This window comes from Enterobacter cloacae complex sp. CDL013 (genome assembly GCF_049238805.1).
GTDB lineage: Bacteria > Pseudomonadota > Gammaproteobacteria > Enterobacterales > Enterobacteriaceae > Enterobacter > Enterobacter hormaechei_C.
Genome location: NZ_JBMKGT010000007.1, coordinates 307099 through 319568 on the forward strand (window position 1 = coordinate 307099; position 12470 = coordinate 319568).

The following is a 12470-nucleotide window of genomic DNA, read 5'->3' on the forward strand; positions in this document are numbered from 1 at the left end:
CCTATTGGCTCCGAAGGTAGTAATAAATGCAAGAAAATCAATCAAATACAAAGAAAGAGCAATACAACCTGAATAAACTGCAAAAGCGACTGCGCCGTAACGTGGGCGAAGCCATTGCAGACTTCAACATGATTGAAGAAGGCGATCGCATCATGGTCTGCCTGTCGGGCGGTAAAGACAGCTACACCATGCTGGAGATCCTGCGTAATCTACAGCAAAGCGCACCGGTGAACTTTTCCCTGGTCGCGGTTAACCTCGATCAGAAACAACCTGGCTTCCCGGAGCATATCCTGCCGGAGTACCTTGATAACCTGGGCGTTGAGTACAAAATCGTAGAAGAGAATACCTACGGCATTGTTAAAGAGAAGATCCCAGAGGGCAAAACGACCTGCTCGCTCTGCTCACGTTTGCGTCGCGGCATTCTGTACCGCACCGCAACCGAACTGGGTGCCACCAAGATTGCGCTTGGCCATCACCGGGACGACATTCTGCAAACGCTGTTTCTGAATATGTTCTACGGCGGCAAAATGAAGGGAATGCCACCGAAGCTGATGAGCGACGACGGCAAACACATCGTGATCCGCCCACTTGCCTACTGCCGCGAGAAAGACATTGAGCGTTTCTCTCAGGCCAAAGCCTTCCCTATCATTCCGTGCAATCTGTGCGGCTCACAGCCGAACCTGCAACGTCAGGTCATTGGCGACATGCTGCGTGACTGGGATAAACGCTATCCGGGCCGCATCGAAACCATGTTCAGCGCCATGCAGAACGTGGTGCCTTCGCACCTCGCCGACGTTGAACTGTTCGATTTCAAAGGGATTAACCACGGTTCAGAGGTGGTGAATGGCGGGGATCTGGCGTTTGATCGCGAAGAGATCCCGATGCAGCCTGCTGGCTGGCAGCCAGAGGAAGAGGATGCGCAATTCGATGAACTGCGCCTGAACGTGGTAGAAGTCAAGTAACCTGGCAGCGTCTCAGATATCGTTTCTGAGACGCGTTTTAAGCTTACTTCAGCAGTCGAACGCGGCAGGTTTTCCCTTTAATCTTCCCGCCCTGCAACTGTTTCCAGGCCTTATGCGCAACCGACTGGCGAACCGCTACGTAGACATGCGCAGGGTGGACCGTGATCTTGCCAATATCTGCCCCGTCGAGACCGATATCCCCTGTTAACGCCCCCAGAACGTCACCGGGACGCATTTTGGCCTTTTTACCGCCGTCGATGCACAGGGTGGTCATTTCCGCCGCCAGCAGAGCGATGCTGATATTACCTGGGACATTCACCCAGTTGAGTTTCAGTTGCAGCATTTCCGCAAGAATATTGGCGCGCTGCGCCTCTTCAGGCGCGCAGAAGCTGATGGCGAGACCACTGTTACCCGCACGTGCGGTACGCCCGATGCGGTGAACATGCACTTCCGGATCCCATGCCAGTTCGAAATTCACCACCAGCTCAAGCGATTTAATATCCAGACCACGGGCCGCCACATCCGTTGCAACCAGCACGCGAGCGCTGCCGTTAGCGAAACGCACCAGCGTCTGATCGCGATCGCGCTGTTCCAGATCACCATGCAGCGATAATGCGCTCTGCCCGGCATCATTCAGGGCATCGCACACCGCCTGACAGTCTTTTTTGGTATTACAGAACACCACGCAGGACGCTGGCTGGTGTTGGCTCAGCAATTTTTGTAGCAGTGGAATTTTGCCCTGCTGCGATGTCTCGAAGAACTGCTGCTCAATCGCCGGCAACGCATCGACAGTATTGATTTCAATGGTCAGCGGGTTCTTCTGCACGCGCCCGCTGATCGCCGCAATCGCCTCAGGCCAGGTGGCAGAAAAGAGCAGCGTCTGACGCGTGGCTGGCGCAAAGCGGATCACTTCGTCAATCGCATCGCTGAAGCCCATATCCAGCATGCGGTCAGCTTCATCCATCACCAGCGTTTGCAGTGCATCGAGTGAAACGGTGCCTTTTTGCAGGTGATCGAGCAGACGGCCCGGCGTTGCCACAATGATATGCGGCGCGTGCTGAAGGGAATCGCGCTGCGCACCAAACGGTTGCCCGCCGCAGAGCGTTAAAATTTTAGTGTTAGGCAAAAAACGCGCCAGACGACGCAGCTCACCCGCGACCTGGTCGGCCAGCTCGCGCGTCGGGCAGAGTATCAGGGACTGAGTCTGAAACAGGGTTGCATCAATGTGTTGTAACAGGCCTAGCCCGAATGCAGCCGTTTTTCCACTGCCGGTTTTCGCCTGCACGCGCACGTCACGGCCTTCAAGGATAGCCGGCAGCGCGGCGGCCTGGACAGGGGTCATAGTGAGGTAGCCCAACTCATTCAGGTTAGCCAGTTGGGCTTCAGGCAGAACGTTCAGCGTGGAAAAAGCGGTCACAATATACTCTCGTAGTAATGATTGCAGTCAGATGGCGCGTATCCTCGCAGATCTGCGCTAACGATGCGACAATTTAATCGGCTCTTCATCCGGCGGTGGATCAGGCATCGGCTGCGGACGTGGGACAGGATCGGGTATCGGCGTCGGATCGGTGGGCACCGGATCGGACTGCCAGGTGTTCAGGCGTTGCAGGGCAAGTAGCATACTCATCTTTTCCTCCAGATTAGGGTGCTGACCCATAAAGGGTAGACGCAGATAAACAGGAGGCAAAAAAAAGCCGACTATGAAGTCGGCGTCGTACGAATCAATTGTGCTATGCAGTAAATCAAAAAAAGGAAGTAAGACAATATGGAGCGCAACGCCCATCGCTTGACGTTGCATTCACCTGCGGGAGTAATATTGCACCTAACATGGTCGGAGTTTATTGACTTCGCTCAATTAAAATGTCGTTTTGAAGCCGACTCTGCCACAGAAAAGCGTAAATTTACAGCCATTTACTACGATGCAACCACCACGCAACACCGCCAATCAAAACCACTAACATGACGCAAAATGTCGTGAAGCCATAGTGATATTCACCGCCGGGGATCCCTCCGAGGTTTACGCCAAACAACCCCGTCAGGAAGGTACTCGGTAAAAAGACCATCGCCATCAGCGACATGGTGTACGTTCTCCTGGCTAACGACTCCTGCATTACCTGGGCTATCTCATCCGCCATGACTGCCGTTCTGGCAATACATGAGTCAATCTCGTCCAGACCACGTCCGAGCCGGTCAGCGATATCCTGCATTCTGCGGCGCTGATCGTCGTTCATCCAGCTCATGCGTTCGCTGGCCAGTCGCGCATAAACGTCGCGCTGGGGGGTCATATAGCGGCGCATCACGATGAGCTGTTTACGCAGCAACGCCAGAAAACCACGTGGGGGGATTTGCTGATCGAGCAAGTTATCTTCCAGATCGATGATTTTATCGTGAAGTTCTTCTATAAACTCGCTGGCATGATCGGTCAACGCATCACACACATCCACCAGCCAGCTGCCGCAATCCGTTGGTCCCGTGCCCTCTTTCAGATCGTTAATGACGTCATCCAGCGCCAGCACTTTTCGCTGGCGGGTGGAAACAATCAGCCGTTCATCCATATAAACACGCATGGCCACCAGCTGATCCGGACGCTCATCCGTACTGCCGTTTATACAACGCAGCGTAATTAACGTCCCCTCACCCATCCGGCTGACGCGGGGTCTGAGACTTTCTCCCGCCAGCGCATCCCGAACGTTGTTGGGCAATAGCGGCGTGGACGCGAGCCACTCGGCGCTGTCCGGGTGCGTGTAGTTGAGGTGCAGCCAGCATGGATGTTCGTTGTCGATATGATCCTGATCTTCAAGCGGCCTTGCGCCGCCACGTCCATCAAACACCCATGCAAAAACTGCGTCAGGTACGTTAACCTCAGACCCTTTGATGCTCTCCACAGCGCCTCCACCGTTTTATCTCTTTCGGTGTCAGTCTAGCTTTCGCCGAGGGTTAAGCAATAATTATGTGAGGCATCGTCCTGAATACGCTCAGGAATTCACCGCCCATTCGCGGCTTCTTAACGCATTGTCAGCCTGGAGCTCATTTTCCAGACGGAAATTACGTGTTCGTGTCTGGAGCTCAATCACCTGATTGCGCAGCACATCTGACGATCCATTGAGTTCTTCAACCATCGACACGTTGCTCTGCGTTACGCGTTCAAGCTCAGACAATGCCTGCGTAATTTGTGAAATACCTTTTTCCTGTTCTGATGTTGAGGCGGATATTTCATCCATCAGTCTGCTCACATTGCCCGAACCGGTAACAATATCATGCATATTTTTTTCGGCTTCAGAGACCACGTTAACGCCCTGTGTCACGTTATGGCTGGTAACTTCAATCAATGACTTAATATTTTTTGCCGCTTCGGCGCTACGATGCGCAAGGCTTCTCACTTCGCCCGCGACCACAGAAAACCCTTTACCATGGTCGCCCGCTCTTGCCGCTTCAACGGCGGCGTTAAGCGCCAGAATATTGGTCTGAAAAGCGATACCGTCAATCAGCGAGATAATCTCTGTCATTTGCTGGGCGCAGTCGGTAATCGACTGCATATTGTTCGCGACCTGCCCCATTAACTCTCCGCCTTTACGCGCCTGCAACGTCGCGAGATTCGCCTGTTCGCTGGCTAAACGGGTATTGTCGGCATTATTTTTTGTACTTGCAGCCATCTCTTCCATGCTGGCTGCCGTTTGCACCAGCGAAGCTGACTGCTGTTCTGTTTTGACGGAAAGCTGCGCGCTGCGTGAAGAGAGTTGATCTGACAGGGTCATCGCGGTTTGCGAGGAGGCGCGGATCTCACGGACCAGCGTTGCAATGTTGCTGGAGAGACTATTAATCCCCGGGATCAGACGTCCCGCACAGTTGTTGCCAAATTCAGGTATCGACACGCCAAGTTTGCCTGACGTCACTTCTACAATACTTTTTTTCACAGTATTGATCGGCGTCACAAGATATTTTGTCATGTACGCCCAGAGTAAAAATAAGGCGATGAATTGTACAATTATGACTGCAATAAAAAGCGAAGAATTCCGTGAAAATAGCGCTATAACTCCATCACTTACCAAAAATACACATAAAAGGAAATAGACAATGAACGTTCTGACACTAATATTTCTTAGCATACGTTTTCCTGGGGCATTATATTTTGGTTGGCATTAAGGGTTATAGCATTGCCATACGAATTTGTCCTCACGTTCGTCGCTGGTTTGTTGTTTTGCAGTTTGATATGTGCAGTTTTACTTAAGGCGGATAAAAAGCATGTGTTACGGTAAATATCTGGCTTGTCGTTTGGTTACTGATACTCCTTCAATAACGGTAATTATATATTTAAGGAGAGATACTGTAGAGTGCCGATGTTTAGTGGTGCTTAATAAGTTAACGTAGTTAATATATATTAACTACGTTATTGCACGCCCCTTCCGTTAGGGTGGCTGACGTTCAGGCCAGACAGTCGATAGTCTTGAAAAAACAGTCCTCAGTCATGAGGATATTCTCTTTTGCACTTTGATGCCCGCGACGAATATACCAGCCTGCTTCAGGCGCCATGCTTAAATGGAATATCCTCGCCCCCGACAGACTATCGGGGACAGTAATACTCATCGTCACACACCCCTTCTCCGCCCCCCTGATCACCTGTTCTGGCATAATGGTGACGCTGCGATCCCCATTTTGCAAAATGATCGTCGTAATAGCATAACGACATATACCGCTACTAAGGCTGTAGCCAACCGTACTTAAATCGGTGATATGTTTTTTAGATAAAAATATTTCAATACCAGAACCTTCAAACCATGTAATGATTTGCTGCGCAAGATCCTCCATCCGCTCACAAAACGCCCTGACTTCGGCCTCAGCCGTATTAACATAGATCGGTTTGTCCCCGATACTCTGTTGCACTTTCTTAAAAAAACGCTCTCTTGCTGACATGTCAACTCCGTGTTTTTCGCCAGTCTCATTATTCTTTTTGGTGCTTCAGCAGAGCATAGCTGGCAATCAACTGCTGAAGATGCTGTTCGGTCTGGTTTAGCTGCGCTGCTGACAGGGGTTGCCCGGCAGGTAAAATAGAAAGCAGACGAAGCTGCTCCTCAAGCGGAACGGTATGGCTGAAGGACTGCGACATGGCAAACACGGCTGATTTCAGTTCACTCACCGTCATGTACTTCCCCTTCTGTTCATCCAGCGCGTTTAGCCTGTTCGTCAACTGCTGTAACTGCGTCATCCCCTGATGCCAGCCATTCAGATCTGATTCTGCAAGTCCGGCAACGCTAATCTGCTTGTGCCACTGTTGCGCCAGGGGTTTGGCCTCTTCAGGCCACAGCGTCAGCGCCTGCTGCACCAGACGGTCGCCGTAGCTTACTGCCCAGTCTGGTTTCAGGTGTAAAAGCTGCGCTAACATCTGCTGTGTCTTACTGATCCCCGGTTCAGGTGGCGGTGACGTTTGTTGCAGCGCCTGCAACTGTGCTGTAGAGAGTCCTTCAGGTATAGGAGCCAGGGACGCGGCCAGCTGCATTTGCGCCGAATCTGGCGCATGCATCATCTGCCATCCCACTGCGACAACACTGGCAGCCACCAGCATGGACAACATACCCGCAGCAAATGGCTTCCACTGCTTCACGGATACAGGAGGCTCTTTATTCAGCAACGGCTCGGGCTGAACCACATAAACCCTTTTACAACGCTCTGTCGGTTCTGTGAGGTGGAGTTCCGCGGCCCCCACCGCGTTCCCCGGCAGACTTACGCCCGTATTTTCGCTGTTTTCCAGACGCACTGCTGCGTTCTGCATCATCGAGCGCAGGGCATCAAGCTGAGCAGCATGCTTAAGTTCGAGGCGCTGCAACATGTCACTCAGAGCGTTCAGATTCTCCTCAGCCTGATAAAGCTGCCCTAAATCGGCATACGTCAACGTCAGCGTTCTCATCACCTGTTGCAGGCGTTTGCTCAGTGCGCTGAGGATTTCAACTCGCGCATGAACAGGCTGTGGCCAGAGGCTACCCCACTGACGGACGACCAGGGCAGCCAGTAGCGCCAGCCCTTCATTCATGCCGTAGAGTCCGGCAAGATGCGTGCGGGCGAGCGTATACCAGGCAGCCGTTTGTAGCTCCACACCGTTATGCTCGAACAGTGACAGACAGAGCGTTTCCGCATGTTGCCAGTTAACATCCGGGCGTGCCGGATGGGTGAGCTTGTTCATTTCGTCGCGCAAGGCAGCGTAATCCGCAAGCGTGCGCGGATCCCCGGCGGTTTTAAGTTGGCGTTCAGAATTTATTGTCATAACTGTTTTAACCTGAGTAATAACTAGATGGCGGCTCGTGCATCGAGGTATTGCTGTTGTTTCAGATGACGGATTAATACCCTGCCCTCGGGCATAAATTCCGTGCCGTAGCGCACCAGCCCGACCCCCTTCAGCTCCGCATCAATGGCGTAGCGGAGTTCACCGGGCTGAATCTGTTCCTGCATCACCACGTTAACCCGGCTCAGGCGCGGCTCATATTTCAGCAACACGGCCGACAGTGTGGTGATCAGCTGGCGGGCGGTCCCGGGCATTCCCTGGAGGATTTTTGTCATATCCGGCAGGCCGTAGTCCGGCAGGTGAGCCAGCGTACCGGCGCGGCAGTTGAGGATGCGCTGCATGTTATCGAGTACTGATAAAATCACCTGATTCTGTTCGCTGACCTGGTTGAGGCTCAGGCCTCCTGAGAAATTACCGCTCAGCATTTCATAAAGCGATGGCGTGTTGTGTCCCTGTGGCATCAGTCATTATATGAACACATTCCGTTTGCAAAGCATCCATTGTTTAGACATTGACGGGTAGGGTTCAGCATCATTCCTGGCTTATTTGCAGCTATAACGCTGCCAGCCCTAATGTAATTCGCTGACTCCCCCCTTATTTCCTTTGCGGCTTTAAGCCCAGTGACTGATTCAGGTGTAGTGAGTCCTGGTCTTACCTGTCTTTGTCATTACACTGGCCGCCAGAGCAACCTTTCAGTATTCACCCATTTGTTAAGAGTTTATATTCATCCGTATCAGCGATTAGTATGACCGGATACTGATATGATCCTTACCGTACTTATGGTAATAAGTCGCTATAGCCCATCCTATTTCATTGCCTTAATCGCGTTTCCAGGTCAATTCTGACCAAGGGGGCGGAGGGGATTGGCATTTTAAACGTTAAGCACACTCTGGAATTTTCCATCCAGCCCACCCTTCACTTGTTGGATACATTGCATATTGCCCGTGCCATTCTGGTGCAACCGAATCAGAGAACTGAGCTTGCCAAAAGTGCCATGCAGAGCTTTTTATTTTATTCCCATTGGAATCATATACAACAAAAAAAGATTGGTTGGAAAACAACCGTAACACTCTCCCGATACCACCATATGGTCGATAGTCAGGAATATAAGTAGTCAGTTCGCATTTATTATCTCGACTCCATATAGTATCATTCTTGATTGCGTTTTGATAAGCCATGGTCTTAATCACCATTAGCAAAACGCAAAAGAAGAAAACTGATATCAACATGAAGCAGCACGTTTTTTTATAAAGCTATGCATTTATATTCACCTCTTTCCAGTAAATATATTCCTCCATATCTACCTTATTCAAATGAATGATAATGTTCGTAGGGATTTTTTTCGCCGTCGAGTATACGAAAAAATCTCCAGTTTTATTTTCGCCCTTATATTTTTCCCGGTATCTCACAAAAGATGAGTTAGTAACTCTAAAGTATCTACAGTCACCTTCATCAATATATTCTTTTTTCAATAGTTCACTTATAATCCCTGGTTTGATGACACCATTCTCTCCCCAATAGCCTAACGGTTGATCATCACCATCATTCATAAACTCGTAGGTATCCCTAACGTACAATCCAAGCTCTTTAATTTCTAACCTCATAAAACCATCAGTATCTTTCGTGACATTAAGTTCTGTAAACGCAATTTTGATTATGAAAGAACCAAGAGCACCATACACATCATCCAGGGTATCTGTTGCTTTTTCCCACAATGTACTACCAATTTTTATAAAGTTAAATTGACTTGTTTTATCAAGCTCTATTGCTGACAGATTGCCATTATTTAAATAACAGTCCTTTATTTCATTATCAATAAAAAGACCTAATTCATCCAATCTGTTAATGATATAACAAAGGCCATTAGACAACTGTTGTGAGATTTGTTTTTTTCGCCCCAAATAGTCATTATACTCAATGACATTCGATACTTGCTCCACAAAAGCATCGTAAATTGGCTTGATTCGTAACGAAGACGTTAGTAACCAGTCAAAGTCCAAATCTTCAATGATGTGACTTTTGTCCACAGTATTCACATCAACTTTATTTAGCTTCTCTTCACGTGACATTTCGTAATATGGATCATTGAACCATTTTCGCATGAAACGTGCTGACACTGACCAACCTTTTTTCTCCATCACATCCGGGATGTCAGTTATTTTGAAGATTTTGACCGGGACTGTTTGTTTACTTTCACTTTCATTTGTTAACTTTGATTTAATTTTTACATTCGCCACAAAATCACCCTATAAATAATGAATCTTGTTCTAGAACATTTAATTCCACTTCAGCCTCATCGGGATGACTAACGAAACTTGTGAAGCCCTTCTTGCATGTAGTCCCTTTACTGGCGTACGGAGATGGATGATGTGTGCGGTCTGGATACGTACATTTTTGCCGACAGCCAGCTTAACTACCGGTTTGACGTGCGCCTGCCGTACCGCGAACCATCGGGTCTGTTTGACGGTGCGGCAGAATCGGTCTGGGATGTGCGGACCTGGCACAGGATTGTCACCGGCACCGTCGCCACGCGGGATTACAACTACCGGACAGCCACCACGCCGATGGATGCGACGGTCAGCGTACGCAGTGATGCGGTGACGACGGGCGAGCACTACCGCTACGCCGCGCCGTACCGGGAAGCAGGCGACGACAGCGACCCGGAGCCGGAAACCGAATCCGGCGCATTTTATGCCCGGCTTCATCACGAGCGGGAACTCAATAAATCAGTCCGTATCCACCTGTTCAGCAACGCCTCCGTACTGTCACCTGGTCAGGTGCTGGAGCCGCAGGGCGATGTCATTGCTGCCCTGAAAGAGGGGGTCATCCTCACGCTGGTGACCTTCCGGGGCGCCCGTGATTCCCGCCTGCACGTGTCGGTCTGGGGCATGCCCTACACCGAACGGTACTGTTTCCGCCCGAGGGAAGTTTCGCGCCCGGAAATCCACGGTACCCTGCCCGCCCGCATTGAGAGCCGGGAAAAGAACGATATCTACGCCCACCTGGACGACCAGGGCCGCTACCGCGTCAGGCTGGACTTTGACCGGAACGATGCGGAACAGGGATTCGCATACCTGTGGCTGCGGATGGCGAAGCCGTATGCCGGAGAGACGTACGGCTGGCATACGCCGCTCTTTCACCGCCCCGCCCGCCTGCGGGCCACGGATCTGCACGCACCAGCCGTTATTGATGAAGCTCTTCACCATGTTTGACGCGAAGGAGAACGACGCGCTGGTCCACAGGTATTTCTCGTGATCCGGGCCTTTCACCTGCTCAACGTAGTTAAAGCTGCGTACAGGTACGGTGTCCGGGCCATACGGCAGACGCCCCAGCACGCGCGGCATCACGAGGCCGATGTAGCGGGCGTCGTCGGTGTCGCGGAAAGATTTCCACTTGATGTACTCGGCGCGGTCGAAGTAGTTGCCGATATCCTTAATTGCAGCGACCTCTTCCATCGAGTCTTTCAGGAAGAATTTCGGACCGACAGAGCCAATAAACGGCATATGTGCGGCAGCTGATACTTTAGAGATGTTGCGCAGCAGCGCCACATCCTGCGGGCTGGCGTCAAATTCATAGGATGAAATCACGGAACCAATCGGCTCGCCGCCCGGGGTGTCGTATTCGGCGGTATAGGTGTGCCAGTAGAGGCCGCTCTGAATAAGTTCCGGGGCGTCTTCAAAGTCCTGACGCAGATCTTCTTTCGACACATCCAGAATTTCGGTTTTCACATTCTGGCGGTAGTCGGTGCTGTCCACCAGCTGCTTCAGGCCGCGCCACAGGGACTCCACCTTCTGGAACTCCTGGTGATGCATTACGGCATCCAGCTGACGGCTGATCTGGAAATCCAGCTCAGCGATATGGTGGTCAATCAGCGTTTTGTCGAGCTTCTCCACCGGCTGACCGGATTTGCGGATGCAGTCCATAAACACCTGCATCGCCGCCGTCAGGCGTTCACCCGCCGGAGCGTCAGAAAGCGCGGCGTCATCCAGAAACGCATTGATATCCCCCAGGCTGGAGGCCGGGGTCAGGTTGATTTTTTCAAACAGGGAGGCGTAAACGCCCTCTTTTTCCAGTACGGTGGTCTGCCCCTGCGCGGAGGCGGTTTCAGTATTCACAGACATCAGCATATTCCCGGTTAATCCATTAAATTACACATGCCGCTTATTTCGGGGCCAGTGCACTCATTTCGTCGCGTAATTCCTGAGACAGCGCCGGGTCTTTGAGAATTTTCTCGAGTTCTTTTCTGAAAGTGGCGTTATCAAGAAGATTGGATTTGAGGTCGCGTAATAAATTACGCATGGCCAGCATGGCGCGGAGCTGGGGGATCTGGCGGGCAACCTGTTCAGGTTCGAAATCCTTAATATCGGAGAAATTCAGTTTTATGCTTTCTTCCGAGCCATCCCCGGCCATTGTGTTAGGAACCGTCAGATTCACTTCCGGGTTAAATTCCGAAAGTACGCTGTTGAAGTTATTTTTATTGACGTTGATTTTCTCCCTTTCCGATAATGGGCGATTCTCTTTTCCATTACTGAAATCACCGACGGTGAGGAGTTTAAGCGGCAGTTCGATTTTCTTTTGCGCGCCACCTGTATGCAGAGCCAGCTTTAAGTTTATGCGTGCCTTGGGCACCTCATTCTGGAATGAATCGGCCATAGCAATCCCTTTCTTTAAAAGAAATAAATGTTAAGTGAGTGACGTTTCTTTACAAAGCCATATTAGAGCAAAACCCCATTTAAAATCAACTTCCAAGATCAAAGATCTGCCATTAGACTTTTCTTAAGAATATTCCACTAAATTAGTGTACTCATAAATGCCATAGATACATGATACACAGTAAAAATTAACTATTTATTCACATTAATTTGGCAGAAATGACTGCTTTGATTGGAAATATTGAACTTATTGTCCCATGAGGTTGAATAATTGATTTACATCAATGCATTTATTAACACGCCCCGTAACAGCGCAGAGAAATAAGGTTTTAATTCAATAAATGGCCTGAATATGAAAAAATCCTGTATCGGACAAATTTAATCTTGAAAACAGTAATGACTATACTGCTACAGGAATGGCGAATAAATGACTACGCGTTTTTCGATAAACGGGAGAAAGAATCTCTCTGAAGATATTCATCATGACAATGAGTGATGGGCTGATATGAAGGGGATATACGGTATTAACCAGGCTGTAAAATCATGCCCCCTGAGAGCGGGCGCTTATGCGGTTAATGGATG

Annotated in this window: 11 protein-coding genes and 2 pseudogenes; 2 read left to right on the forward strand and 11 right to left on the reverse strand. The window is 50.2% G+C overall.

The genetic code is table 11. From position 1 onward, the window contains the following. The first annotated feature begins 26 nt into the window (after positions 1–26). Positions 27–962, forward strand: coding sequence for a tRNA 2-thiocytidine(32) synthetase TtcA (gene ttcA, locus ACOTXD_RS16575; protein WP_003856923.1), 936 nt, complete (start codon positions 27–29; stop codon positions 960–962). Between the two features lie 43 nt (positions 963–1005). Here ttcA and dbpA read toward each other — a convergent pair whose 3' ends face one another. The 9 genes from dbpA to ACOTXD_RS16620 form a co-directional block, all read right to left on the reverse strand. Then, complete coding sequence (gene dbpA, locus ACOTXD_RS16580; protein WP_061856434.1) at positions 1006–2379, reverse strand: ATP-dependent RNA helicase DbpA; 1374 nt, start codon at positions 2377–2379, stop codon at positions 1006–1008. 57 nt (positions 2380–2436) lie between these two features. Then, the gene (locus ACOTXD_RS16585; RefSeq protein ID WP_275427718.1) at positions 2437–2583 is read right to left on the reverse strand and encodes a hypothetical protein; all 147 of its coding nucleotides are present in this window, start codon (positions 2581–2583) and stop codon (positions 2437–2439) included. A gap of 280 nt (positions 2584–2863) precedes the next feature. Beyond that, on the reverse strand, positions 2864–3847 hold the full coding sequence (gene zntB, locus ACOTXD_RS16590; protein WP_023314230.1) for a zinc transporter ZntB: 984 nt from the start codon (positions 3845–3847) through the stop codon (positions 2864–2866). Between the two features lie 90 nt (positions 3848–3937). Beyond that, positions 3938–5068, reverse strand: coding sequence for a methyl-accepting chemotaxis protein (locus ACOTXD_RS16595; protein WP_421766466.1), 1131 nt, complete (start codon positions 5066–5068; stop codon positions 3938–3940). 316 nt (positions 5069–5384) lie between these two features. Continuing rightward, positions 5385–5873 carry a hypothetical protein gene (locus tag ACOTXD_RS16600; protein ID WP_045895852.1) on the reverse strand — a complete coding sequence of 163 codons (489 nt, stop codon included), beginning with the start codon at positions 5871–5873 and terminating at the stop codon, positions 5385–5387. Positions 5874–5901: 28 nt separating this feature from the next. Beyond that, positions 5902–7218, reverse strand: a complete 1317-nt coding sequence (locus ACOTXD_RS16605) for a VasL domain-containing protein (RefSeq protein ID WP_421766467.1) — start codon at positions 7216–7218, stop codon at positions 5902–5904. A gap of 23 nt (positions 7219–7241) precedes the next feature. After that, entirely contained in the window at positions 7242–7697 is a 456-nt protein-coding gene (gene tssE / locus ACOTXD_RS16610; protein ID WP_061856438.1) for a type VI secretion system baseplate subunit TssE, read from the reverse strand. 417 nt (positions 7698–8114) lie between these two features. Beyond that, the gene (locus ACOTXD_RS16615; protein WP_223307880.1) at positions 8115–8414 is read right to left on the reverse strand and encodes a hypothetical protein; all 300 of its coding nucleotides are present in this window, start codon (positions 8412–8414) and stop codon (positions 8115–8117) included. A gap of 75 nt (positions 8415–8489) precedes the next feature. Beyond that, positions 8490–9473: a DUF6402 family protein gene (locus tag ACOTXD_RS16620; RefSeq protein ID WP_421766468.1), complete on the reverse strand. Its 984-nt coding sequence runs from the start codon at positions 9471–9473 to the stop codon at positions 8490–8492. A gap of 105 nt (positions 9474–9578) precedes the next feature. Between ACOTXD_RS16620 and ACOTXD_RS16625 the strand changes: the two are divergent. Continuing rightward, positions 9579–10370: pseudogene (locus ACOTXD_RS16625) on the forward strand (contractile injection system protein, VgrG/Pvc8 family); the annotation flags it as partial. On the opposite strand, the pseudogene tssC reads toward ACOTXD_RS16625, so the two are convergent. Together tssC and tssB are read right to left on the reverse strand one after the other, a co-directional pair. Then, positions 10368–11363 (reverse strand): annotated as a pseudogene (gene tssC / locus ACOTXD_RS16630) (type VI secretion system contractile sheath large subunit); the annotation flags it as partial. The pseudogenes ACOTXD_RS16625 and tssC overlap by 3 nt on opposite strands. 34 nt (positions 11364–11397) lie before the next feature. Continuing rightward, entirely contained in the window at positions 11398–11889 is a 492-nt protein-coding gene (gene tssB / locus ACOTXD_RS16635) for a type VI secretion system contractile sheath small subunit (protein WP_003856899.1), read from the reverse strand. Positions 11890–12470 lie beyond the last annotated feature (581 nt).